The sequence below is a fragment of the Paenibacillus sp. OK060 genome (assembly GCF_900101205.1).
Lineage (GTDB): Bacteria > Bacillota > Bacilli > Paenibacillales > Paenibacillaceae > Paenibacillus > Paenibacillus marchantiae.
In genome coordinates, this window is sequence record NZ_FNFR01000005.1 from 324,281 (window position 1) to 350,199 (window position 25,919).

Annotated in this window: 26 protein-coding genes; 9 read left to right on the forward strand and 17 right to left on the reverse strand. The window is 45.9% G+C overall.

Features of this window, described 5'->3' with window-relative positions:
• Nucleotides 1-256 precede the first annotated feature (256 nt).
• From BLS14_RS20055 to BLS14_RS20065, 3 genes are read left to right on the forward strand one after another with little or no spacing between them, the layout of a single operon-like run.
• On the forward strand, nt 257-907 hold the full coding sequence (locus tag BLS14_RS20055; RefSeq protein WP_063565401.1) for a hypothetical protein: 651 nt from the start codon (nt 257-259) through the stop codon (nt 905-907).
• A 34-nt stretch (nt 908-941) separates the two neighbouring features.
• On the forward strand, nt 942-1,499 hold the full coding sequence (locus BLS14_RS20060; RefSeq protein ID WP_063565400.1) for a DUF1697 domain-containing protein: 558 nt from the start codon (nt 942-944) through the stop codon (nt 1,497-1,499).
• A gap of 60 nt (nt 1,500-1,559) precedes the next feature.
• Nucleotides 1,560-2,219, forward strand: coding sequence for an Imm50 family immunity protein (locus BLS14_RS20065; RefSeq protein WP_063565399.1), 660 nt, complete (start codon nt 1,560-1,562; stop codon nt 2,217-2,219).
• A 2-nt stretch (nt 2,220-2,221) separates the two neighbouring features.
• Here the strand turns inward: BLS14_RS20065 and BLS14_RS20070 are convergent, their stop codons facing one another.
• The 4 genes from BLS14_RS20070 to BLS14_RS20085 form a co-directional block, all read right to left on the reverse strand.
• Nucleotides 2,222-3,409 carry an MFS transporter gene (locus tag BLS14_RS20070; protein WP_090953597.1) on the reverse strand — a complete coding sequence of 396 codons (1,188 nt, stop codon included), beginning with the start codon at nt 3,407-3,409 and terminating at the stop codon, nt 2,222-2,224.
• A 110-nt stretch (nt 3,410-3,519) separates the two neighbouring features.
• Nucleotides 3,520-4,476, reverse strand: a complete 957-nt coding sequence (locus tag BLS14_RS20075; RefSeq protein WP_063565397.1) for a helix-turn-helix transcriptional regulator — start codon at nt 4,474-4,476, stop codon at nt 3,520-3,522.
• A 249-nt stretch (nt 4,477-4,725) separates the two neighbouring features.
• Entirely contained in the window at nt 4,726-6,360 is a 1,635-nt protein-coding gene (locus tag BLS14_RS20080; protein WP_090953599.1) for a carboxylesterase/lipase family protein, read from the reverse strand.
• 169 nt (nt 6,361-6,529) lie between these two features.
• Nucleotides 6,530-7,786, reverse strand: coding sequence for an amidohydrolase (locus BLS14_RS20085; protein WP_063565396.1), 1,257 nt, complete (start codon nt 7,784-7,786; stop codon nt 6,530-6,532).
• Between the two features lie 329 nt (nt 7,787-8,115).
• Between BLS14_RS20085 and BLS14_RS20090 the strand changes: the two genes are divergently transcribed.
• Nucleotides 8,116-8,514 (forward strand): VOC family protein, encoded by a 399-nt coding sequence (locus tag BLS14_RS20090; protein ID WP_256336605.1) that lies wholly within the window; start codon nt 8,116-8,118, stop codon nt 8,512-8,514.
• 129 nt (nt 8,515-8,643) lie between these two features.
• On the opposite strand, the gene BLS14_RS20095 is transcribed toward BLS14_RS20090, so the two are convergent.
• From BLS14_RS20095 to BLS14_RS33240, 9 genes are all read right to left on the reverse strand, one after another.
• Nucleotides 8,644-9,867 (reverse strand): GNAT family N-acetyltransferase, encoded by a 1,224-nt coding sequence (locus BLS14_RS20095; protein ID WP_240321407.1) that lies wholly within the window; start codon nt 9,865-9,867, stop codon nt 8,644-8,646.
• Nucleotides 9,868-10,123: 256 nt separating this feature from the next.
• Nucleotides 10,124-11,605 (reverse strand): methyl-accepting chemotaxis protein, encoded by a 1,482-nt coding sequence (locus tag BLS14_RS20100; protein ID WP_090953601.1) that lies wholly within the window; start codon nt 11,603-11,605, stop codon nt 10,124-10,126.
• 310 nt (nt 11,606-11,915) lie between these two features.
• A complete protein-coding gene (locus BLS14_RS20105; RefSeq protein ID WP_090953603.1) occupies nt 11,916-12,968 on the reverse strand; it encodes a pectate lyase family protein in 1,053 nt (350 codons plus the stop codon).
• A 198-nt stretch (nt 12,969-13,166) separates the two neighbouring features.
• Nucleotides 13,167-14,309: a DUF4179 domain-containing protein gene (locus BLS14_RS20110; protein WP_090953605.1), complete on the reverse strand. Its 1,143-nt coding sequence runs from the start codon at nt 14,307-14,309 to the stop codon at nt 13,167-13,169.
• Complete coding sequence (locus BLS14_RS20115; RefSeq protein ID WP_240321406.1) at nt 14,299-14,847, reverse strand: RNA polymerase sigma factor; 549 nt, start codon at nt 14,845-14,847, stop codon at nt 14,299-14,301. Before BLS14_RS20115 ends, BLS14_RS20110 begins: the two co-directional genes overlap by 11 nt.
• Before the next feature lie 140 nt (nt 14,848-14,987).
• Nucleotides 14,988-15,314 (reverse strand): hypothetical protein, encoded by a 327-nt coding sequence (locus BLS14_RS20120; protein WP_090953607.1) that lies wholly within the window; start codon nt 15,312-15,314, stop codon nt 14,988-14,990.
• Nucleotides 15,315-15,352: 38 nt separating this feature from the next.
• Entirely contained in the window at nt 15,353-15,976 is a 624-nt protein-coding gene (locus BLS14_RS20125; RefSeq protein WP_063565390.1) for an SMI1/KNR4 family protein, read from the reverse strand.
• 38 nt (nt 15,977-16,014) lie between these two features.
• On the reverse strand, nt 16,015-16,245 hold the full coding sequence (locus tag BLS14_RS33235) for a DUF6386 family protein (RefSeq protein ID WP_256336606.1): 231 nt from the start codon (nt 16,243-16,245) through the stop codon (nt 16,015-16,017).
• Nucleotides 16,208-16,465, reverse strand: a complete 258-nt coding sequence (locus BLS14_RS33240) for a DUF6386 family protein (RefSeq protein ID WP_256336607.1) — start codon at nt 16,463-16,465, stop codon at nt 16,208-16,210. The genes BLS14_RS33235 and BLS14_RS33240 overlap by 38 nt, the downstream gene beginning before the upstream one ends.
• 100 nt (nt 16,466-16,565) lie before the next feature.
• On the opposite strand from BLS14_RS33240, the gene BLS14_RS20135 reads away from it, so the two are divergent.
• The 4 genes from BLS14_RS20135 to BLS14_RS20150 all read left to right on the forward strand — a co-directional run bounded on the left by BLS14_RS20135 (nt 16,566) and on the right by BLS14_RS20150 (nt 19,772).
• Entirely contained in the window at nt 16,566-17,378 is an 813-nt protein-coding gene (locus BLS14_RS20135; RefSeq protein ID WP_063565388.1) for a MerR family transcriptional regulator, read from the forward strand.
• A gap of 23 nt (nt 17,379-17,401) precedes the next feature.
• Nucleotides 17,402-18,064, forward strand: a complete 663-nt coding sequence (locus BLS14_RS20140; protein WP_161490590.1) for a GNAT family N-acetyltransferase — start codon at nt 17,402-17,404, stop codon at nt 18,062-18,064.
• Nucleotides 18,037-19,038 carry an alpha/beta hydrolase family protein gene (locus BLS14_RS20145; protein WP_256336608.1) on the forward strand — a complete coding sequence of 334 codons (1,002 nt, stop codon included), beginning with the start codon at nt 18,037-18,039 and terminating at the stop codon, nt 19,036-19,038. Before BLS14_RS20140 ends, BLS14_RS20145 begins: the two co-directional genes overlap by 28 nt.
• A 410-nt stretch (nt 19,039-19,448) precedes the next feature.
• Entirely contained in the window at nt 19,449-19,772 is a 324-nt protein-coding gene (locus tag BLS14_RS20150; RefSeq protein ID WP_231952418.1) for a PilZ domain-containing protein, read from the forward strand.
• Nucleotides 19,773-19,839: 67 nt separating this feature from the next.
• On the opposite strand, the gene BLS14_RS20155 is transcribed toward BLS14_RS20150, so the two are convergent.
• Nucleotides 19,840-21,186 carry a uracil/xanthine transporter gene (locus BLS14_RS20155; protein ID WP_090953609.1) on the reverse strand — a complete coding sequence of 449 codons (1,347 nt, stop codon included), beginning with the start codon at nt 21,184-21,186 and terminating at the stop codon, nt 19,840-19,842.
• Nucleotides 21,183-21,767, reverse strand: a complete 585-nt coding sequence (locus tag BLS14_RS20160) for an ankyrin repeat domain-containing protein (RefSeq protein ID WP_090953868.1) — start codon at nt 21,765-21,767, stop codon at nt 21,183-21,185. Before BLS14_RS20160 ends, BLS14_RS20155 begins: the two co-directional genes overlap by 4 nt.
• 184 nt (nt 21,768-21,951) lie before the next feature.
• On the opposite strand from BLS14_RS20160, the gene BLS14_RS20165 reads away from it, so the two are divergent.
• Nucleotides 21,952-22,845 (forward strand): LysR family transcriptional regulator, encoded by an 894-nt coding sequence (locus tag BLS14_RS20165; protein WP_063565383.1) that lies wholly within the window; start codon nt 21,952-21,954, stop codon nt 22,843-22,845.
• Between the two features lie 103 nt (nt 22,846-22,948).
• Here the strand turns inward: BLS14_RS20165 and BLS14_RS20170 are convergent, their stop codons facing one another.
• Both BLS14_RS20170 and licT read right to left on the reverse strand, forming a co-directional pair.
• Entirely contained in the window at nt 22,949-24,868 is a 1,920-nt protein-coding gene (locus BLS14_RS20170; protein ID WP_090953611.1) for a beta-glucoside-specific PTS transporter subunit IIABC, read from the reverse strand.
• Between the two features lie 127 nt (nt 24,869-24,995).
• Nucleotides 24,996-25,847, reverse strand: a complete 852-nt coding sequence (gene licT, locus BLS14_RS20175; RefSeq protein ID WP_053781440.1) for a BglG family transcription antiterminator LicT — start codon at nt 25,845-25,847, stop codon at nt 24,996-24,998.
• Between the last annotated feature and the right edge of the window lie 72 nt (nt 25,848-25,919).

The following is a 25,919-nucleotide window of genomic DNA, read 5'->3' on the forward strand; positions in this document are numbered from 1 at the left end:
TGAGCTGGACAGAGTCCACGCATATCGACATTCAGGTTTTGCCTGCCAAAGCAGTAACAATCCTCATTTGAGAAAAAGTATAACACTTTTCTGGTTTAATGTAAACGCATTCAATATTACTATATAAATTGAACTAAAGAATATTTATATAACCAGAGGGTGTAAGCTTTTCCCATTTTGATATATGCTTATGCTTATGACTATGAATGAATGTAACTGTTTGAAAATAGCCTAACACCAGGAGGGATCAGACACCTTGGAACAGCTGAATGCTGCCCTAATCCGTTTTGTGGAGCAGCAAGATTTATATAATAAAGCTTATGGACTTTTCAAAAATCATGATCTGCGTCCTCGTGAACAGCAACACCAGCTGCAAGTGGACGAACGAATCCCGCTCTCTCCAGAGCTCCAATATCTGTACAGCCACTACGAGATGATGGATGAACAGGCCAAGGGCACACTCAAAATGAAAAATGCAGCCGTCGAGATCGGTGATGCAGCTCTAATCTCCTTTGTTGCACCTGAACATCTCCATCGTCAGCAACTAGGTCACCGCTGGATCGGAATGAACGAACCTTATGAGGAGTCAGCCTCTTGGCAAAAAAATCATGTCGTCATTGCGAATTTTAACGATGATCCGATAATTGTGGATACAGCAGCACCGAACTCTCCTGTATATGCGGCCTTTGCAGGAGAAGAACCTCAGCTTATTGCCGATTCATTAACAGTGTTTTTTAATGCACTGGCCATCCTGATTGAAGCTGCACGGGCCTATGCTGGGGAATTGAAGGACGAGGAAACTTATGAAACCAAACCCGAATATCTGGAGCATGTCGAACCTATATTGAATGATTTACTGGGAGAAGAGCATACTGCACATTTATTCGAGTATTTGTCATTTTGTTGAAATTAAAGGATCACAAGATACGGAGGGTTGAATCATGATTTATGTTGCTTTGCTTCGGGGCATTAATGTGGGCGGGAATAATAAAATCAATATGAAGCAGTTAAAAGAAACGTTTGAACAAGCGGGCTTGCTGGACGTGGTGACGTATATCAACTCAGGCAATATTATCTTTGCCGATCATCAGGAACGCGTGGATGCGAATACGGAATTATCCCAGATTCTTGAACAAGCCATAGCTGTCGATTTTGGCTTACAGATCAAGGTGATGGTACGTAATCTGGATGAAGTTCGAACAGTTATTCAGGGACTACCGGAGGACTGGACGAATGATGCCGCGGCCAAAAGTGATGTCATGTTCCTCTGGGATGAAGTGAATGATGTTTCAGTTCTGGACAAACTGCCCATCAAACCGGAAATCGGCACATTGCTATATGTTCCCGGAGCCATTTTATATTCCGTCAGTAAAGAACTTGTCACCAAAAGTGGTATGAACAAGCTCATAGGCTCCAAGGTCTACAAATATATGACGGTCCGGAACGTGAACACGACCCGCCAGATTTACAAGCTGATGCAGGCTGCGGCTGAGAGATGATCAAGGCCAAGTGAAGTGTCTTGCCAGTTTTCAAAGCTTATGTATATCGGAGGGGATTGCATGAATCAGGAGCGGACATGGAACGTTAGTATAAAATCTGTGAAGCGGGAGGAATTTTATTTTGCCCCGAATACGGCTTGGCAGGTGAAGGTACCAGCTTACCGAGTACACTTCAATTCAGATTGCGAATTAAGGCTGCATGCTCAAGATCAGATTTTGATAAAGGTTGGTGAGGTTGGAACAGCAGGCTGGGCCGCATTTATTGGAACGGCAATCAAATGTGGACCTGATTCAATCCTGCTGTATACAAGCCCCCAGTATGAGTCACGATTGATGGAAGCCTGGCAGTTTGAAATGATCTTCTCACCACTCAACTCCATAGAAGGTGCCCAGAACGTGATCGATACGTTGGGGTTCTTCCCACCTTTTCACTACGATGAACTAACCAATGTGAAGCTGCAAAACGCGGATCAAGGCGATAAGTTTGAAAATCTGTCCCTGACGATTACGCATACTTCCACAGACGGGTTGGAACAGCCCCTCGACTTTAATTTTGAAGACGTCCAGTTTAAGAACATCTCTCCCGCCGAGGAAAGCAATGTCTGCTTGCAGCTCAGCTTCGCTTACGAGGGTGAACAGATTGGCGTGCAACTGGACGCGATAGCCGGATTCGCAGCGACATTTCTATGCCGCAAAGTTGTGGTTCAGTTAGGTCTTTAACCTTACCCGGCAACGGAATGGGTTTGAATTTTTCTCGATCCCAACATGACTGCACCCATGACTAGAACCAACAGGGCTACCAGCATGAACGGAATATGTTTATCTACCTGATACAACGTTGTTGTGAGTAAAGGGGTGATCACGGCAGATATGCCTTGAATCGCAGCAACCAATCCGGCTGCGCCGCCCTGTTGTTCTTTGCTGACCGAAAGAGAAGCCCCGGCCATAAAACCAGGCATCATCAGACCCGAGCCCATGCCGAACAGGAAGAAGGAGAGATAATAGACAACCAATTGACTAGAGATCAGAAACAATACCATGCTTGCGAGCAGAAAAAGGGACCCGAGCAAAATCATCGGCCGTGGCTGCCATTTCAACCACTTCATCTGGATCACCTGCATGATCAGCATCGCAGCCCCGGAGAACATCAGTCCAAACGAGACCATTCGGGCTGTAGCCCCTGGAGATAATGCGAGTTGGTCCTGGAAATAAAATCCACCAATAACCTGTACCGTCATAATGCCAATCATCGTAACCAACCCGGCAGCAAGATACATACGCAACCCGCGTTGGAGCGGGTTGACCTTGGGCGCTTTCTCCTGAATGACCGGCTTGGCAGCAGGAATGAGCAACAAAGCAATGATAAAAGCCGCTATCGCAATAAAAATACCAAAGTAAAGCGGCCACAGGAGGCCGATAATGGTAAAAGCGCCTGCAATCGCAGGGCCAAATACAAGTCCCAGCCCATTGGCGGCACTAATAATCGCCATCCCGCTTCCCCGCTCTTCTCCTTCCGTCACATCTCCCATATATGCCTGTGAAGAGGATAGCACTGCCGGAATGAACATACCAATCAAGCTCCGCGTTACAATCAGAAGGGTTAACAAAAGTCCCCCTCCGAGCCACGCATTTAATCCACTATACATCGCCAATGCAAACAACGCACAACTTATGGACATGCCTATGAATCCAATCAATATGATTGGTTTTCTGCCTTTCAGATCACTGAATCTGCCCCATACCGGACCCATCACAGCCATGGCGATGGACCCGAGTGAAATAATTAGCCCGGAATGACTTTCTTTCATCCCCAGCTCACGAATAAGTGGCGGCATAATGGGAGCAATAAGCATAAGACCCAACATGGCTGCAAATACGCTAAAAAAGATACTTCCTCTGATTCTGTTCACGCTCATACACTCCTTTATTTTTCAGTACAGTATCCACTGTACCTGGAGTATACAAGGCTGAGAGAATCTCGACTGCCTCCATACGGAACAATTAACGGTTAGACGGATTATTAATATATTTTTTTCATTTCCGATGGCTTCACGCCGAATTTGCGATAGAATTGCTGGGAAAATGCACTGATGTTACTGTAACCAACCGCTATCGCTGCCTCAGTGACGTTATTCTCTTGACTGCGCAGCAATTTCATGGCGTTGTCGAGACGAATCTGGCGCAAATATTCAAATACGGTAGTGCCGAACAGCGCCTTAAAGCCTTTTTTCAATTTAAAATCATTCAGACCCACCTGTTTGGACAACGCCAGCAGGGATGGAGGGTCCACCATGCTTGCCTCCATAATCTCCCGGGCGGTATGCAGCTTCCGTATATCCTCTCTGGAAAATCCCGAAGGAATAGGCGCCAGATCAAACAGCTGAATCATAAACCGATTCAATATCTCCAATGCGGTCGCTTCCATCATTAAGGAAGATCTATAGGGGTTGTTCAATTCCCCAATCAGACTTTCAATCATCGTTCGAATTCTGTGATCCAGCTGAAATATGATGGGTTTGAACACACAATGTCCCAAAATGTCCTGAAACCGAATGGACTGGCTCGTTGCCAATTGTGCGCCCGCATAATTGAACAACGAGATCGGAATTCCGATGGCAAAAGAAGTATAGTTCTCCTGCGCAGGCGGATGGAACCAGGCTTCAAAATCACGCATCATAATGAGTGCTCCCTGTCCAGTGGGCAGCGTATATTGCTGACCGGATATGTCTACATAGCGCGCACCTGACAAGGCAAATTGCAGCTCAATGATGGGAATATTCGATGCAAAAAACGTAGAGCACGGTTCACTATAATTAATCTGAGAATACACAATTTCGATACCACTATACGTGGTTACTCTTTTTATATTGCCACTGCCCGCTTTAGCAGAGAGCAGGTACGTGTTTTCATCTTGCTGACTGAATGGTTCCTGCGTTAAGTAATGCTGGTATACGACAGCTAACGAATCGAAACCCATGTGTTCTCACCTCGTCTATAACTTGATCATGACTCTCAGATAGAGATTTGTTTAATTGAGAATAATTCTCAATAATTCTACCTCAATTTCTGCTTTTAGACCAGCCCCATGACGAGATCACTATTCTACATACGAAAAAAATCCAGAAACCACCTATAGATATGGTATTTTCACATTGAAGAATGAGGAGATACGCCCGCAACTAAAAAAGGACACTAGAGATCATTCTCTCGTGTCCTTTCGCATGACTTATTCCCAAAAAAAGCGTCCGGCAAATACCTTCTCCGTCAGCAACTTGTATGTCTCGTCTGGCAATTCTTTTTTCATTTTCTCCATTACGATATCCTTGCCTACATTATAATGCATAGACATGCCGATCTCCGCTGTCGTATCGGTTGCGTCGAGGCGCATGATTGGTGCATTGGCATCTTTGGTCCAATATGTCCATTCGGCCAATTCCAATGATCCACCACAACCCGGGTTGCCTGTATAGAGGAACTGCTTCAAATATGCTGCCATCGCGGAAGACAATGTCTCACGGCCTGGTTTGTTCTGTTCACTAAAATAACCTTCAGGGAAAAGAGCGGCAACGCCGTCTGCGTGTCCTGTGTAAAAGTCCATATCCGCGCCATGCGGTGCGCCCAGCAATGTTTGCAGCCTTTCGGAAATGACCCCAGGCTGTGTACCCCATGCAAAACGATAGGCGTATACCGGCGGCTGTCCCGCTTCACTCGTAAGGAATTCAGCTACCCGCTCTGTATTAAAGCCGGCATAAACCTCACTGCCGTATTTCAGAGCTGCGGCATACTGTTCGGCCTTGGTTTCATCTGTAAACAGAGTTTCATAATGAAATGAGGGTACAAAGTATGGATCACCGAAAGCAAAGCTGGAAAACTCGGTTTCCAAACTGCCCAGCAGAACAGGAACTTGTGCATAATTACCGCTGTTGATGGCATCGAATCCCTCTTTCGGAATGACTGTACCGTCACGGAACAAATGTGGGAATGGCTGCATACGAATCGCCGTTGAACCATATACAGTGACCAGCTTGTCAGCAGGCAACTCACGCAAATAGCTGGCCAGCTGTGCCTGATACTGCTTGCCGATCCATGTTCTCGCATGTTCAATAGAGGTCACTTTACCCTCTTGCACGAGCAATTTCACAAGTGCATCCTCGGATTTTTGCTCGCCTTCCTCCGGTGCAGCCGTGGTCAGACCACCACTGAAAGCAGCTAATTTCTGAAATAGCCCTTTGCTTAGCGGTGAGATTAACGCTACCAGAACATTACGTGCTCCTGCCGACTGCCCGGCCAACGTAACATTGCCTGTATCTCCGCCAAAGCCCTCGATATTATCCTGTACCCACTGCAGTGCACGGAATGCATCAAGCAAGCCATAGTTGCCCGAATCATCAAGGGGATTTCCGGTTTTCAATGCAGCATTTTGAAAGAACCCAAGAGCTCCCAAACGATAGTTCACCGATATGATAATGCTGTTCGTGTTACGCGCAAGCTGTTCACCCTGAAAATCCTTGCCTGATCCGGTCATATTCCCACCGCCGTGCAAAAACACCATAACCGGAAGCTTCGAACTGGTTGTATTCGGACGCCAAATATTGAGATACAGTGAGTCTTCACTTCCGGCTATCGTTTCACCGGATAACTGCAAGCTGCACGCAGCAAATTCCTTGGCGGTTCGAGTCCCTGTCCATGCATCCGGTTCACGCGGTGCTTTCCAGCGTAATTCACCTACCGGAGGTGCTGCATAAGGAACACCTAACCAGCCGAGCGTACCGTAGTGTTCATAGGTTTTTCCATCAATGGCTCCATATTTCGTCTGCTGCAATGTTTGAGGTTTGAACCCCTGATCTTGTTTATGTTTCATCCAACTCTGCTCCAAGGTTCCACCGCCATTGAGCTGTGCCTGCAAAGCTTATGAGTCGCTTCAGCCAACTGGCGATTGGTACGTTCGCTCGTGCTCCTGCCTTGAAGCGCGTTCACCTCCTTAACCGATATGTAAGTGAAAGCCTCTCCTTGGTTGTAGTTATATCTTTCTAGAGTGTTCGTGCCAATCTCTCCAGCAGTTCCACCGCAGGAGCTAGCACTGCTTCATCAATATCGAATTCCGGATGGTGATGCGGAGCAGGCAGCTCGCTGCCAATAATCATATACGTTGCTTTCCCACCTTGTTCCTGCACGCGCCGAATCATGTAACTGGCATCCTCACTTCCGAGTGAAGCACCATCCGAAATAGCCTCCGCATGGGTAAATCCTGCGATGCCTTCACTTTGCTGCACAGCAAGCTCTGCAAGCTCCATATCACAGTGAATAGGGACTGCACCGCCAATGACTTCAACCGTAGAGCTTAACTCATGCATCGCCGCGCTGTGCTCGATGATCTGACGCACCCGTCGCTCCAGCTCACGATTCGTTTCTTCTGTCGTTGAACGGGTTTCAATCACCATCCGTGCGTGCTCGGGAATAATATTGGCCCCTGTTCCGCCTTCAAGAATACCCACATTAATGCGTGTATCTGCCGTGCTAAACCGAGGCAACGCATGAATATTAAGGAGTGCTGTAGAGGCTCCCAGCAAAGCATTCCGTCCTTCCTCCGGTGTAGCTCCGGCATGAGAAGACACACCTGTAAAATGGGCTTCCAGCTTGGTCGTTGCCAGGAATCCAGCAGACGCCCCTCTGACATGACCGGATGGCACACCTGTACCCAGATGTATGCAGAACAGACGGTCCACCTGTTCCAGCATGCCTTTTTCGACCATGGCATACGCACCACGCACACCTTCTTCAGCAGGCTGGAACAGCAGACGGATCTTCCCGGCGAACTTTCGGTTACTCAAACGTTCTGCAAGTGCAAGCCCAATGGCTGTATGTCCATCGTGCGCGCAAGCGTGCATAATGCCTTCATGACTGGAGCGAAATTTCCCCGCTTGTGGTATATGTTTGTCTGACTTGCTCTCACGGATCGGAAGTGCATCCATATCGAAACGGAACGCCGTTGTTGGCCCTTCCATTTCTCCTTGTAACTCAGCGACAACCGCCGTAAATCCCCCTCGCATCTGCTGCACAATCGCTGAATCTGCCCCTTCATCGATGGCACGCTGATATGCATCTTCCAACACTTCAGGGTTTGGCAGACCTCGCCGCGATGTGTCATCAATCGCATCTTTTCCATAGGCCACATGGTAACCCAGTTCCGTTAACATCTGCACGACTTTGGTAGCCGTACGAAATTCGGTGAATCCCAGCTCGGGATGTTCGTGAAGGTCTCGTCGAAGCGCAATAATATCAATCATGGTCACTCACCTCTCTCATCAAGCTCTCTATTTCATCATACATACACCTTTACACTACGAATTCTATATTATGGGTCGCTAATCCTGTTTCGCGTTACTTCTATACACATGCTTCACGCCCATACTGGGGACCCTTCGTGTCACAGGATGCGATTGATCTGATTCAATAAAAAAGTTGCCCGCTCATTGAACGGCACTCTTAGCCAAACTGCCCAAGAATATTCTTGGGCAGTTTTTCGATTTCACTTTTAAGTGCAACTTCTATAGGCAAAGGTAACGTGGTATGGTAGGCCCACGCACAAGCTTATCGTATAATAAGCATAACGTTGATGAATATGGCGCAAAAAAAGGAGAAACTCATGATGTTGATTAGACTAAATTGGATCACACTGCGGGTACACGATCTGGAAGCATCGCTCCGCTTCTACCACGATTTGCTCGGGCTGCCGATTCAGCGCAGATTCGAAAGCCGTGGACGGCAGATCGCCATGCTCGGACCAGAAAATGAAACGAAGCTGGAACTGATTGAGGGCAGCGAAACCACACTCAAGCCAGAGGCCGGTGTTTCGATCGGCTATGAGGTAAGGTCGCTGGACGAAGCCATGGAGCAACTCGCCGCATTAGGCATCCCGATTGTACGAGGCCCCGTCCAGCCCAATCCGCATCTGAGGTTTATTTACATTGCCGACCCAGATGGCTTCGAAGTGCAGTTGGCCGAACATGTATGATTAAGGCGCAATTATTTTTGAGGCGAATCTAAATAAGTGTACGTTTCACGATGACTGACCTGTTGTGTGTGGAGCCAAACCTACACGCGCACCCCACATAGGACGGCGTCAGCGCGCTGTTGTGCAAGTTTACAGCTTCATCCGACGCATCAGCGGCACACCTACTCGATTCAAAAGCCGTTCAAGCAGCAGCCAGCACCAGCGTCTGCTCATTGGCAAATGGCGCTCATACACGGCAGAATACTCGAAATCCGACACAGCGCCACGGTTGCGTTTGAACTGCGCAGCACCAGCACTCTCATGCAACAGATGACCGTTCTCACGGGCCTGTCCAATCAGGCAAGCTGATAGCATACGGTACAGTCCGATAGACTGGGGTAGCGCCGTATCGTAACCGAATAACGGCGTTGTCATCACCCCATTCCGACAGAAGTATCCCATAATCGCATCTATACGCCCTTCCTTTCGCAGACCATACAAGGTCAGTGTTCCCGAAGCTTTTGCTGTCGCAATGAACTGTTCACTGAATTGCGGATTATCATAAGAGTATTTTTCGAGGTATAGCAGCCTATACAGCTCCGCAATTCGCGGAATATCTTCCTCCGTCAAATTCGATCCGGAAACGAATTCATATCCGTGCTTGGTCAACAATTCGTAATCCCGCTTCAGCAGCCAGCGCGACTTCGCATTGCCGAAATTCGGATCATTCGCCTGGTACAGATAGATTTGACGGCTCGGAATTAGTTGACAGCCTGCTTGCTTCAGTTCTCCCGTCAGATCGGAGTGAAGCCCTGGGCACAAGGAGCGAAATATGACGGCATGCTCAGGATAACGTTCCCTTACTGCTGCAAGCAGACAAACAGCCTGCTCTCCGGACATGGCTGGATACAGGTTTGTTGATAACAGCCAGTTGTTGATATGTACAACCTTGTTTATTTGTGATTGCCGCATTCCCCACCCCACCACACTAAGCAGCGCGAAAAGCCCCTTTTCCAGCAACGGTTTCCGAAGCATCGTCAACTCCTGCTTGGCATACCTCACATAATGCGTATAAGGTGAACAAACGTAAGAATTTTCATACTCTGCATCATTTACCGTCAACGGAAGCACTAGATCGTCAATTCGAGCAATGAGTAAGGTTGTGTTTACATTTATAATGAAGTCCCGCGTCCCTTGTAACATCATGGGTTCCAAATACGCTCGTGCATCTCTACCATCCTCGGTGTTAGGCCAGTCCATATCTTGGAGCGAATTCAGATCATAGAAACAAACGCGACTATCGCGTCTTTCATTCTTCGCTGGATCTGTAAGATCGCGGCTATCCGTCTTTTTTTCCATTACTGCATTCTTCACGTTCTGCTCCCCCAATTACCCAAACTTCCTGCCATCAATTGTTTTTTTACAAATTCCTATTCCTCCCATTATAGTGGGCCTGGATGAGCATCCACAATTGTTTCGTTGAAAACGGGCGGAGAGATAAGCCATCTAAAAACAAAAAAAGCCTGCCCCCACATCATGGTTGGAGACAGGCTCAGTAACTGAACTTCGAATATAAAATTGGTGTAATCAGGTGACTCCGATGCAGTAGGCTAGCTTCAGCCTAAGTATTTTACAGCGTACCTGTTGCAGAACCTACTTCGTTCTTATCGGATACCAACTCGTTCAGGTCCACAATCAGTTGCTCCAGTTCTCCGAAGCTGTCCACCATCTTCTCGGTCAGGTTGCGCTGTTCCTCCATACTGGCAAGAATTTCTTCCGTAGCAGCACTCGATTCCTGAGTCACACTTGAAATTTCTGAAACCTCATTAACCACTTTCGTAGAGGATTCCCTCATGGTGACTGAACTACTCTCGATATCTGCGGCCTGATTCAATACTTGCTGAGAATTGCTGTTGATCGTACGGAAAACTTCTTCTGCCGTTTGCACACTGTCTTTTCCTGCTTCCAAAGCGAGTCGAATACGCCCAAACCGATCCGTCAACGCCTGTGTCTGTCCTCTCAAACGGGACAAAATAGCAGCAATATCACTGGCCGAATGGCCGGAGTGTTCTGCCAGCTTGCGAACTTCCTCCGAAACGACTGCAAACCCACGTCCATGTTCACCTGCACGGGCTGCTTCAATCGCTGCATTGAGCGCAAGCAGATTCGTCTGGTTCGCAATATCCAAGATGCTGTTCAGCATTAGCGACATGGACTCACTTTCCTCGTTAAACTTACTCATATCATCGGCTGTGGTATTAATCGTTTCATACAGCTCCTGCATCTGAACATTCAGTTGATCCATCTGCGCACTGCCTGTTTCCGTGCTCGTTGCCATGCTGGCTGACAGTTCTTTCATCTGAAGTGAGTAGGAAGCAACATCGCGGATATGCTGATCCGACAAAGACAAGGACTCTGAAATTTCAGCCACACTGGTGGCCTGGAATTCAACCCCTTTGGCCACCTCGCTGAATCCAAGCGTTACTTCATGGGTAATGGAGCCGGTGTCGGTTACTTTTTGCTTCAGTTGATCCGTATAACGAGATAGGCCCTCTACAGATTCTTTGACCCTTACAAGCATTGTTTCCACTCTCATTTTGGAATGCTCTACTTCTTGCCAACGCGCTTCGCTATCCCAAAAGAGTCTTTGATTCAACTGGGAAACCAGCATCAGAATGGCTCCCGTAAGCGCAAACAATCCTACATCAACAATATGGCCAATAAATTCCTCGGAGCTCTTTGTCTCCACCAGAACGACCTGAATAATACTGATGATAAACAACACGAAAAATCCGGTAGTGAACAGTTTCTTGTCGGGATAGAGCAACAATACTGAAGTGATGACCAGACTTAAAGTGATGTTAACACTTCCCCAGCCTGCATAGACTCCACAAACCGTAATCAGGAGTGTACAAAGCCACGGGATCACATGAATATACTTCTTTTTGATATTGGCGTACGTTACCCAACCGGTGAATAAAATAGCTACCCCACTCGAAACAAGCAGCTTGGGTTCCAGAAAGGCCATACCAAAACCGATGGCAACAATAACCCACAGGATGATACAGATCAGCTTGTTCCTTTTCCAGATGATTTCGTCATAACGATTCATGAATTTCCCGTCCTTTTTATCAATTAAATACGATGGTGAAACATTTCTGTACTATCTTTTATCAGTCTTTGGTCCTTGCTTATGAATAAATCGCAAAGTCCTAGGGCTTTGTTATAGTACATTAGGTCTTCATAAACATGAAAACACACTTAATGTATATCGGAATTTTATTATAAATTTTTAATATATGAAGGAATATAATATGTACTTATATTTCAGGAATTTTATTTGGTTTTCTCCATAGTAAAAAAATAGTAAAAACCCGTATCAGGGATACGGGCTTTCACATGTTAAGAAGATCAGCTACCTTTTATTTCCTGAACACAAGTGTGTTGTTAGACGAACCTGCATACTTGGTGACAAACTCGCGGGCATAACTGGCTGTCTGTACTTCATAGCTGTAGTTGGAGCTCGGTCTCCAACTCGTTTGAGGAGAGGATGGACTGCTTAACGCAGGTGTGCTGCCTGTATCCGTAAATTCCCCGTTTCCTTTATCATCCAGAATGCCGCCTTTTTCAGCGCCTGCACCAAAATAATTATTTTCAGAATAAATGCGAGCTTTCTCACCAATGGTAATCGCCTGGTTAAAGTTGTTCGCGTAATTGTTTTTGATATGGAAATAACCGTATCTCATGAGACCAGGACCACGTACATACAGGTTTTCAAAATAGTTATTAGCCATCGTTACATGAGGTACACCATTATAGCTGCTGTTGCCATCATTCGGGTATCCGAGAATAATTCCGTATTTGTGGTTTGCAAATTTGGAATTGCTGATCGTTATATAATCTGCACGATCCCCAATATACAAGAGCTTGTCCAGATCACTTCCGCTCGAGCTGTAGCTATGGCCGGAGAACGTCACGTGATCGATCCAGTAGTTGGAGCCTGAAGTAATATACATCTGGATATCGTCGTTAGCATTAATATTGGAAGCGTGTTCAAAAGTCAGATTCTGAAAAATGACATTACTTGAGCTGGACGTCGATCTGAAATGAATGTTCGTCAGTGTGTGTTTATCAAAAGAGCCTACCAACGTTTTGTTCGATCCAAATTCGACTTTCTGCAAGGTAGAGGAAGAAATATTTTGTTCAATAACCAGTATTTTAGCTGTTGTGCCTGCCATGTGTGTTCGCAGATCGTTCAGATTACTGATGTAGATGACCTGACCGTTCTTACCACCTGTCGTGGCTGATTTGGATACACCACTCTCATTTTTGGCGTTACCGGCAAAACCCGTTAAACCATTGGTGCCTGTGTTGGGATAACTGGCCGCACCATATGTAGCGGGTGCCGTAGAGACCGTGGAGACTGTCAATAATAACAGTGTTACAGCGAGTAAAAGAATCGAAAATTTCTTCAAAATTTCACCATCCTTTATAATTTTATCCTGAAAGACAAGTTGATTATATCGTGTAACATCAGATGTGACAATACAAAAATTGCAATTTAACCAATATTTTTATTTTTTTGCAACAGCAGTCCCCGTATAAGAAAAATGAAAAGACGACACAAAGTCATCTGCAAAAACCATGAATTTGTATCGCCCTTCTTCTGAAACCTATTTGATTTTCAGTTCCAGCTTATGTTTCTCCGCTTCCTGCAAATTACCGTAAACTTTGCCCGGCTCAGTTGGTACTTTCAATACAAGCGATTGAGGATCGTCCAGCATATTGCTGCCGTAGTATAAAATGATCCCGTCTTCTGTTCCGCTACCTAGATACATTAGAAGCTTGGTCTGCTTACCATTCTGGGTGATAGAAACAATCTCGTAAGAATGTACTGATTCACTTATAGATTGTTTGGTTTGGAAATCAATCTTTTCATTGGGTTCATAGACAAGTTTGGCTCGTATAATAAGTGGAGACATCTCGACTTGAGATAACTTCACCTCGTGGCCGTCAATCGTAAATAACTGATTAAGATTTATAATTTCCGTCTTGGGAACTGAAAATTTGGGGTCTAAGTCAAAAGAAATCTTCATCCGCTCTGAATATCGCATTTCAGGTCGCTTTGTCCCTGTTTTTGGGTCTGCTAGCTTCCCCGGATCGAGGGAGACGATTTGAAAGTCGAGCATTAACTTTTCAGGAAATGCATCAGTCCGTTTGAGGTTAATCGCAGTTCGACCATATATGATATGGTTCCCATTGGGTACTTGGACTCCCCCCGCATTACTATCATCAAATTTATGATTGGTCAGCATGTCAGTTACCCTGGAACGGTTCACCGAATATATCTCCTGGGAAGCATCCGTCTGGGCTGTGTACAAAACGATCATCTTGTTTTCATCCGCCATAACTGCATTGACGGTTAACTGATATATTCCTGATTTCACAGAACGATTCACGAGCTGTACATAACCATTGTTAATTGCGGATGTAATCGTATTTCCGTCTACATCCTTTTCAGCCAACTCCCGAAAAGGTTCAAGGACTCCCCAATTCTGTGCAGGCGGGCTGTACATTGCCTGTTGTGGTGTAGAACCGCTAAGCGGACCCATCAGCAGCCAACCGGCTGCCAGAGCGGTTACAAGCACCGCCGTAATCCACTTTAATTGCACATGACCTGTCATTCGCCGAGTTCTTGCCTTTGCCAGACCTCGCTGAATGGTAAAGGCCGTGTCCGCCGGATTCAATTGCTGTCTCTCCAGCTTAGCCTGGGAAGCATCTGCGAAAAGTGCTTGTTCCTCCGGACTAGTTGTCATGCCAATCCCCCCTGTTCTTCATCTGTTTCCGTAACAGTTCCAACCCTTTATGCTGCCAGGTCTTGATGGTTCCTTCCGGTTTGCCAAGAATGGAGGCAATCTCAATCGATGTCATGTCGTTATAGTATTTCAGCAGTAATACATGGCGGTATTTAGGTTTGATTTTCTCAAGCATGGACCACATTGCAAGTCTGTTATCGCTGCGTCCTCCAATGGCAGACTCGGATATCGCCTCCTCCAACCCATCGCTTGGCAGTGGTGTAGCCCGTTTGCGACGCCTTTGTTCATCAATGCACACATAGATCAGAATACGAATAATCCATGATTTGAACGCCTTCTCATTTTTCAGAGAGCGACGCTTGATCCAGGCCCGGCATGTCATCTCCTGCACCGCTTCTAGTGCATCGTGACGATTACGCAGGTAACTGTAGGCAATGGAGATCAGCGTGTCCTGATGCTCCATGATGGATTGGACAAATGCCGTCTCGTCTTCGCTCTGTACAAACAGCATCTTTTTCATCTCGGCTTTGGTTTCCACCCTGCAATCCCCTCCTTCTCTCTCTTTCTGTCGTTTAAGACGGATGAACAAGCCAAATCGTTTTTTATTTATTTTCCATCACAAAAAAGCCCCGCCTAATCCTGAGGAGGAAGCTCTTGTATTGATTTCCGCATCATTATTTAAAGTTCAAACCATTCCAGCTCAGCGTCATCCTGATTCATAGCTGCTTCCATTTGTTTCAGCCAGTTTGCTGCGATGTCACCCCAAGTATGGAACAGACAATAGATGTATAACTCTCCCTCTACAATCTCATCCATTCCCGATGCCACTTCAATCGAGACTTGTAGAGCTTCAGGCCAGGTCGAACCCTCCTGAAGCAACGCAAACCCATCTTCATAATGCTCCAGCTTATACAAGTCAGAGAAGGTTAAGGCATCCGCCAGTCGCTTCACAATCCGAGGTAAAATGACAGGATTTGATGTTCTGATGCCATATTCCCAGCCCACATGGTACCTCCTTTAATCTAAAAGTTAGCTAAAGGCTACTACTCTTGCTCATTCAATTCATTGATCGAGCGGTCCAGCCACAATTCATACCAGTCGAGAAAACCCAGCCGCTCCGCGTTGCCCATATAATGATCCGGATAAATCCCATTACTGTTCGCTCGATCATCGGTCCAGATCTCTCCGTAGGACAATCCCTTCACGATCAGATTGAGCGAGACGCCACATCCAAAATCACTGATTCGCAGCATCCCTGCCGACCATTTCGGATCATAATACTCATGTTCAAGCGCTGCCCACTCGTCCTCTTCTTTGCTGTCGTCGTACCAGTCCACATCCCAATTCCAGGATTCCACATGTGGAAACGGCTCAGAAATTGCATTCAACTCATCATCATAATCCATCACCAAATATATGCCGTTCTCCGGCTTTTCCAGCCCATAATAAGGACCTGTACCACCACTTCCAATCCCAAGCAAAAAAGCTTGATACTCTTCAGGCAGCGCTATCTTCCATTTCTGTTCAAAAGCTTTAATTTCGTCCAATGTCCATACCGGAGCCATCTCATATTGATGATTCTCTGCCCCAAACAGATTCCGCTTCGGGTCCAGAGTCTGGAGTTTGTTCAACTTTCCCTGTATGCGTTCCAACTGGGGATTGTGCATGTCTGTAGGCCTCCTTCCATCGCGTTGTACCTATAACGTCAAATTCGGATCAAGTCATTCAAACTATTTTCGCTTTGCAGACTGGATTTGATGTTAATCCATATTTGGTTGTTGTCCCTCGATATCGCGCACGCATAATTTCCGGGCTCCATCTGGAGCAACACACCACCGCAAGACTCATCGGGTTCTAGCTCGCCCCCAGTGACATCCTCCGCTGCCCCCAGATACACGTTACCGGAAGGGACAAGTAGATGGTATAACTTTTGCATTCTCCAGTTCCTTCCCCGCATCATCCAGACTCCATGTCACCTCATACTGTCCATCTTCACCCAGATTCAGAAACAAACAGTTGCCTGCATTTACCTCTGTCAGTTCATCCTCTGCAATAGACCACCAGTCCGGTGTGTCTCCAACACGATGTTTTAACGTCCCCAGATCGTACAGGCACAATGCTGCCGTATCCGTGAAGATCTGAAATTTCCCGTTCATTCTATCTCTCCTTTCTAATTCAAAATAAACACCTTGACCCTAGGTCAGACCTAAGGTTTATAGTGGAACTATTCCATTCAAGCAGACAGGAGCCAGCTTAATGAACAAATACATTACGATTAGCGAACTATCCAAATTAATGCATGTTTCAATCCATCAAATTCGATACTTTGAGGAAAAAGAAATACTTTTCCCGGCATATGTGGATACCAACCACTACCGTATGTATGGAATGGATGAGATCTACCAGCTTTCTCACATTCTTCTATTGCGCAAGTTGAATGTCCCTGTTCAGCAAATCAAAGAGTGCATGCTCTCCTATTCCGCAGATGACTATAACCGATTATTAACCGATTCACTTCGAGCTGTACAATCACAGATTGATTCGTTAATGCATATGGAACAATTCATTCAAGGCATATTGCAGGAACAGCAGGAATGGATCAGCCAATCCCAGCAGGATCAGTGTATACCCATATATGAGATAAAGGAAATTCCTGTTCGGCATTTCACCACTTGGATCACCATCCAACCAAACGAATCTCTGCATGCCCGTGCACTTTATCAGCATCGTACGGATCAACCTGCATTGTTTGAAATTGATTTACACTACTTGTATACCTTAGACCAGGTTGCAGTCTGTGTTCCGTTTTCTAATGCTACCAGCGATTCTTTTGTTGAAAAAGGGTTATATCTAACCAGATCATTCACAGTGACATCCGAAGAAAATATTACCCAGGAAATTCATCACCTTAAGGAATATGCATTTCAAGCCACTTACGTGCTGGTAGACCCTATAATCTTGATTGAAAAGTCCTATCTCTCCATGTTAGGAACTGATCAATTACACTATGAGATTCAGGCCAGAATTGAGGTCACTCCTCCTAAAGTGAAAGAAAGGAACCCATTATGAACCTCACGACTCCAATTCAAATTGTGGACTATGATGATCAAAATCAACATCAACTGGCTGTCCGAAAATTAATAGTCCATTCTTTTGCAACCAAGTTTGAGGCTCTTGTTCGGCTCGCCCCAACGGAAATAGTTGACTTGCTTGGCGCTATATGGATTGATCAGGGAAACTCACCCTCCGATAGGCAGTTCATTGCAATGGATGGAAACCAGGTTGTCGGGGTTCTATGCCTGAAATGGTGCCTCAAAAACCCCCTACAGATAAAAAAGGAGATCCATCACATTCCACTCCGTAAGCTTTGCAAGCAATACGGACTACGCAATGTCTGCATGTTTATGGTCGGAATGATTGCCCTGGAATATAAGCCAAGTCCACACGAATGTTATATTGAGCATTTGGCTGTAGCTTCAAGTCACCGAAAGCGTGGGATTGCCAGACAGTTGCTGATTACTGCTCAGCAGTTTGCAAACCAACATCTCCATTGTAAATATATATCTTTGCACGTATCCAGCAGCAACACACAAGCCATTCGTCTTTACCAACAATTGAACTTCAGAGTGGAATCATCACACAACAGCATTTCCCGAAAATTCCTGTTCCGTGAACCTGAATGGATTTTCATGATGATCCCTATCTCTAACATACAGGAGGCATTTCAGTGTTTAAACAACAGCCCCCTAGACTAAGATTATTTACGACCTCAGTTTTCAAATGGCTGATCGGTGTAACAATCATCATTCTGGCTATTGTGTCTTGGCTGCTCATTCAGAACACATTCAACATGAAAGAAACACGCATCTCCATTCCAACCTCATATGGACAATTAACGGGTATACTCACACTGCCCAAACAGCATTCAGATAAGGTTGGCCTTGTCGTTTTTGTACATGGTGATGGTCCGATTAATGCCAGTTATGACGGTGGGTATCGACCTTTGTGGGAAAAGCTTGCCATGGCGGGGTATGCCTCCCTCTCGTTGGATAAACGTGGTGTTGGCGGTTCCTCGGGAAACTGGCTTGACCAAACCATGGAGGATCGTGCACAGGATGTCTTAACCGCCATTGAATGGGCCAGAAAAGAACCCTCTATTGATCAAGATCGAATTGGTTTGTGGGGTGCCAGCCAGGCTGGATGGGTCATTCCAAACATCGTGAAACAAGATCCGGATATTGCATTTAGCATTTTGGTTTCCCCCGCCATCAACTGGATTACACAGGGCAGATACAACACCCAGCAGGAAATGCTCCAGAAGGGATATACCGAGGAAGAGATCACTGCAAGGCAGCTCTATAATGACCAGGTTCTGCAGCTGATTCGAAACAAGGCCACCTATGATGAATATAAACTCATAGCTAATAAGGACCAACTCATTTCCAAGGAGCGTTGGACGTTTATCGTCAACAATGTGGAATCAGATGCCACAGATGGGCTCGTTTCGTTTCATAGCCCTGTTCATCTCGTGCTTGGAGGTCAAGATATAAATGTCGATGTTCAAGAGACAGAGCGCGTGTATCGTCAGATGATTCCACAATCACTGCTCAGTGTAACCAAACTACCGGATGCTGATCATTCGATGCTGATCATTCGATGCTGCCCTCTTCACTGGTACATTCTACGTTCAAAACCTATGCAACGGCCTTGTTCTCGCCACGAAAACTAATGGACGCACAGTATTTGGATGATATTGTTCAATTCTTGAACTCTATTCACGCAGTTGATCAACCGTTTGTTGCACACTTCCGGTTCCCAATCGATTCATTTCTCCTGAAATTCTTAAGAAAAATGACGCAATTTGATCCGCTCCATCCCCTTTGATCCGCAGGCGAGATTATTAGAACCATATTTAACCATTATATCAAGCCCGGCACACAGGTTAAAGGTACTCAAGAGTTAACTAGGTTCATGTTATACATGTGAAGAATTAAGGTGTTAGCAAACAAGGTTATTCTCTTCATTTTTTTAGCAAAAATGACGATATAATCATAACTGACTTTTTTTGATTTTGTGGAGGAAACCATGGCTATCAACCTTAGAAGAGAACCTTTTCGCTATACTTTAAAGGAACCGATAATGTTCGAAATTTTTATACTCAGCATTAACGGCGCCTCAGCACCACCCAAACCCATTCAAGCGGAATTATGCGATATCAGCCGATCCGGCTGTCAGCTTTCATTTCCGTTAAATCTACATGTGGAGTCCAATAACATCCGAATCGGCATGAACTTGCTGCTTTTTGAAGACCCCTTGTATTTGGAAGGAACCCTGCGCTGGGGCAAAGAAGAAAATAACCAATGGCACTACGGCGTACAGCTGGAGATCCAGCAAGGCAATCATGAGCGTTTATCCAGAGAAATGAGAATGCTTGCGGGGCAAGGCAAAATTATGGTGAAGTAACCCGGGAAGCACGAATCTAACAAAAAAAACAGCCCGGTGAACCGGACTGTTTCAATATTTTAGATATTCAGGCTGCTTTGGTAGCAGTCGTAGTATTGTCCATCTTGGACCAATCCACTGTGGTTTCGAGCAAAAGTGACACCACAACCCCAATGACAAGCCCATTGCTAATGATCGGAATGAGATACATGGGCAGAGCATGAAACGCTTCAGCAGGGATGTTCATTACAGCAACACCTGTAAGAACAGGCAGTGCCACACGATAGATGGTTTTGGAATTAAAGGTGGTGCCTTCAAGTGTTCTTAGGGCTGTACCGAACATTTGCAAATAGGCTACAAATAGAACGGCGCTCCCTACACTGGGAGGAATTTGTGCGAAAAAGGCTGTCACAGAAGGTGTAAGTCCCAATATACATAACATGCCTGCTCCAACAACAAACGCAGCCCGTTTCAGAATGCGGGTGCTCTCCAGAAAACCAATCGAAGAAGCAAATAATCCGAACGGCAGCACACCTACAAACGCAGATAACATGGTGAACAATCCCGTGAGCATGTACGATCGTTTATATTGTTGGCTGGTCGTTTGCACTCCATATATTTTTTCGACGGAGCTTAATGTGGTGATGGAGTTCGTCATATTCACCAGCCCAACAAAAAAAGCTGTGATGACGATTCCCGGTTCCCACTTCGGCGTCCCCCATGGAAACCAGGAAAACAGGTTTAAATCCTGTTGACCTGATGCTCCTGCATGCTGTCCAGGGAACACAAAACTGTAGGCAATCCACCCCGTCACGATGCCAATCAGGATGGAATAGTTGCCAAGCTTGCCTTTTCCCTTAAGCTGGATTAAGGCCACAAGAAACGCAATAGCAACGGACAACGCCGCTACAGGCAGGTTGAATGTGCCAAACTCGGTGTATCCAACCATGCCTTTGAAGAAATTCATGGTCAATTGAATCGTCATCAGAAATAACATCGCACTCTTGACCATTGGTGTGAACAGCTTCTGAAGCACATGCGCCGCTCCAAGCCCGCCAAGGATCATCATCGTCAGCCCAGCTAACAGGAAACCCGCAGCCAGTCCTCCCCCAATACGTTCCAAACTCATTCCTGCCGATGAAGCCGAGGCCGTTAAGCTTAGCGTCAGCCCCCACCATAACCCCGAGGGACCATCCATCACGGCATAACGATGGCCAAAGAACGCCTGTAATATACACACAGCCCCGGTAAGCAAAAAGGCATGCTGCATCGACGCAGCAATGGCCTCCGGTGAAAGCTGGAAATTGTGTCCGATGGATAACGGCACCACAACTGTGTTGGTAAACAGGAAGAAAAACCACTGAATACCTGCCAATGCAAGCGATGACGCACCCTTTAAATTATTTTGCAAAGATTGCTCTTGATGTCTGTTCATGATTGGGTTAACATTCGCTCCATTTCTTTATAATGATGCCTCCGGGCATGCGCAAATGCTGTAACGCCGTCCCGGTCAGCAATGGAAGGATCGGCACCATATTGCAAAAGCAATGCTACGATCTGCTGATGGCGAGTGCCGCCATCCCCCAGAATGACCGCTTCCAGCAAAGCTGTCCAGCCCAGATTGTTGATATGGTTCACATCCACATCCGTGCATTTCAGAAGGATCTCCACAATATCGACATGACCTCGATCTGAAGCAGGAATCAGAGCTGTGCCCCCAAACCGATTCGTAATCCGGGTATCGGCACCTGCTTTTATAGCCAGTTCGACCATTTTACGCAAACCTTCCGCACTGGCATACAGCAGCATGTTGTCCAGTCGTTGATCCTGGATGTTCACATCCGCCCCCGCTTCAATAAGCATACTTGCCGTCTCTGGCTTGTTGCCATGTACCGCGGCCATCAGAGGTGTCCGTCCTCGCGCATCCCGGTCATTCACTCCGGTTCCTTGTGCGATAAACCGCAGCACATCATCTGTATGTCCAGCTTCAGCAGCTGCATGTATTGTTTTCAGCATCGCACCTTCACCCTCCAATTCGTCGTCATCCTCACGGCATATATTCGATAGATCATAATCGACATGTGTGATTTGCAGTGTTTAAATCTTATGTATGGTAACATAGGATGGAAGTATAATAAAAATACATGTTTTGTTGGTTTCCCATATGAAAATCATATCGCTGCAAATAAGGAGAACACACGTGGATATCAAACAATGTCGCTATTTCATCGCGATTGCCGAGGAGAGACAGATCACGGCGGCAGCGCGCAGATTACACATGGCTCAGCCTCCTTTAAGCCAGCAGCTCAAGCTGATGGAAGACGAGCTCGGCGTGGCTTTGTTTGAACGCAAAGGACGCAGCATGGAGCTGACACAGGCGGGTCGAAGCTTCTATGATTATGCGGTCACAATGACCAAATATATGGAAGAAGCCGTCATGGAGATGCAAAGCTTCAGGTATGGCATTCGGGGCAAGCTGTCGCTTGGCATTAATACCATTTCAGATCGTTTGATCCCACAGGCGCTCCAGCAGTTTCGGACAACACACCCTCAGGTGACTTATAAAATTCAGCAAAATGAATCTGCTCAGCTCTGCCAGCTCTTGGGTGAAGGCAAAATTGAGCTTGCCTGTGTACGGATGCCTGTCAAAACAGAGCAATATGAAGTGCTGCATCTACCGCAGGAAGCTCTCTTCTATATTTCCTCCACACCACTGAAGTCAGCGGATGAGCGCGGGATTTATTTTCAAAAGCTGGCCGATATCCCTCTCTTGCTTCCTAGCACTGAAGGACTCGGGATGTTCGAACTGATATTACAGAAATTCCGTGAGCATCACGTGAACCCTTCGATTGCGGGCGAATGCTCGGATATTAACATGTTGTTGGAACTTGTGCGACTCGGTTTTGCAAGCTCCATCGTGCCCCATACGGTTCTTCAGCTTTATCATGAGCATCCGTTCCATATCTATCGTATTCAAGATGCGCAATCTAACGTAGATTCTGCGCTTGTGTGGCATCGCAATCGTCATCTTTCCAAGCCCGCGCAGCACTTTGTACAATTGGTTCAGGAGCTGCTGCCTTCTCGCTCGGTGTAGTGTCCAGCAAATATCAGCCATGAAGAATATCGCCCATATACTAAAAAGCAGCAGCCTTGCCGGAATAATTCCATCCGGAAAGACTGCTGCTTTTCGATGTTCGTTAAGCTTTTGCCGTGAACAACAATTCTTTTTCCTTAATCGTTGTACGTCCGGCAGACTCAATTGAATTATATTGATGCATGTTCGTAATGATGACCGGCGTAATCGTTGTATAACCGGCTTTTTCGATTTCTTCCCGGTCGAATTCCATCAGTACATCACCAACGGCAACCTTCGCTCCTGCTTGAACTTTAGGCGAGAAGAATTGACCTTTCAGTTTCACGGTATCAATCCCGATGTGAATGAGCATCTCAGCGCCATTGTCACTTACCAAACCGATAGCGTGTCCACTCTTCGACAACGAGAATACTGTACCGTTAATTGGGGAAACCACACGGCCTTCCGACGGCTGAATCGCAAAACCTTTACCCATAATCTCTTCGGAGAATGCAGGGTCTGGAACTTCACTTAGTGATTTAACTTCACCAGTAATTGGGCTAAATACATCTTGATCCAGCACTTTAGTTTCTTCAACAGCAGTTAATGCGGAAGCAGAAGTCGTTGCTGCTGGTGTTGTAGGCTCAGCAGCTGGCGTAGCTTCAACCGATTGTGGAGCATTGTCTTCTTGGAAACCAAGGATGTACGTCAGTACTGCTGCTGCTACGATGGCAATCAAACCACCAGCCAGAGCGTAGAGTAACGTGCTAATTGCCGGACTGATAAATGCTGCAATACTCGGCAGACCCACTAGACCTGTAAGTACATAAGCTTTAACATTGACGATCCCCATGAATCCACCTGCAACAGCTCCACCGATCAGGGCTGCTATAAAGGGTTTTTTGAACTTCATATTGATCCCGTACATTGCCGGTTCCGTAATCCCCATAATAGCCGTAAGACCTGTGGAATAAGCAAGCGATTTAGTTTTACCATTTTTCGATCTAAGACCAACACCAAATGCTGCACCACCTTGTGCCAAGTTAGCTGCAAACATCAGTGGAATAATAAAATCGTAACCGAGTGATGTCATCGAACCAACAATGATCGGCAGCAGTGCATAGTGCATACCCGTAATGATCAGAAGTGACATCGTACCACCAATCAAGATACTTGCGAATATAGACATATTGTCGAACAACCAGGAAATACCACCTGACAAACCATTACCGAGCACTGTACCCAATGGTCCAACTGTCATCAAGGTCAGAGGAACCATAATTAACAGGGTAACCGTTGGAACAATCAGAAGCTTAAGTGAAGCATGTGTAACACGATCAACCGCTTTCTCTACATAGGAAGCAATCCAGATTGCGAGAATAATTGGAATAACCGTAGAAGAATAGGTTGCTGCTATAACCTTAATGCCCACAAATGTGGTGTCACCATTGGCAAGCAAGGCTGTAATCGTCGGATGCATAATCCCCGCTGCCAACGCTGCAGCAATATACATATTGCTACCGAGCTTACGTGCAGCACTGATCGCCAGAATGATCGGCAGGAAGTAGAATGCACCATCACCGATAGCAGATAAAATGATATAAGTTGAACTGGTATCAGACAACCAACCTACAGCTACCAGGATTGCCACGATCCCTTTGATCATACCGGCACCTGTAATCGCTGGCAGAATCGGCGTGAATATTCCGGAAATAAAGTCGAACAATGCACTTACTGGATTTCTCTTTTTCTTAACCCCAGTCGAAGTACCGGTTGATCCAGCGTCTGCATTCGGGGATTTGGACATGTTGCCTACAAGTGCATTATACACAACGGGCACATCGTTCCCGATAATGACCTGGAACTGTCCGCCATTCTCCATAACGCCCATAACGCCAGGTGTATTTTTCAGCGTCGCTTTGTCCGCTTTTTTGTTGTCATTCAGGTTAAACCGGAGTCTTGTCATACAGTGTGTGACTTGATCGATGTTCTCTTCGCCACCAACAAGCTTCAGAATATCCTTGGACAATTGTTGTTTATCCATTGTGTTTTGCTCCTTTTATGTGTAATGAAGGTTAAAAAAAAACCTAAACACTGAATAATGACAAAGCAGTTTCAGCTTATCATTATTCAACGTTTAGGTTTTGCCTTTTTTGCAGTAACAATCCCAATTATTCAATTGTTTGTTCAGTTCTGACAACTCGTTCAATATGAATGGTCAGATATAGGATTTCTTCCTTGGATAAGACCCGGCTATAGATCTTGCGAGTATAGTCGTTAATCTTACAGGCACAAGCATGTGCCTCAGGATATTGTTTGCTCACCAGGTCATGAAGCGGATTATCTGCTTCCTTATCTTCAATCGCTGTACCGTGTAGTACGCGCTGAGCAAAGAATTTCAAATGTGTCAGGAATCGATAATAACTCAGCGAATCCTCATCCAGCTCAATGACAAAGCTGCGTCGCACAATGTTGAGTATGTCTTTTACGATATTCGTAATGCTGATGGTTTCTCTCATCTCACCGTTCATCTGGGCATTGACTAGATGCATTGCGATGAATGCGCATTCGTCTTCAGGAAGCAGGACACCCAATGTTTCTTCAATAATCTGAAGTGCCTTGAGCCCAATGGCATATTCCTTGCGGTACATGCGCTTGATCTCCCAGAATAATGCATTACGAATCTGCAAGCCTTGACGATGCCGGTCAATGGCAAAATGAATATGATCCGTAAGTGAAATGTAGATGCTTTCATGAAGCTTCTCACCCAACACGGTCTCGGCGTAACGAATAATCTCATCCGAGCATTCAACATATTCAACTGGAATATCAGACAGAAGCGTTTTCAGTTTCTGCGATACTTCCTTGCTTTCCAATGAGAATATTTTTTCGACCAGACTGTCGTCTATCGTTTCACCAGTATGCTTTTTGAAGGCTATGCCCCGTCCCATGACGACCAGTTCGTTTCCTCCTGGATCAATCACAGTAACTACATTGTTGTTCAGCACCTTCTCAATTTTCATTTCTTCACATCACCTTGCACCGTCAAAGTAGTAAAAGGCAAAACCAAAGCTGGTCATGATACACATGCCCCG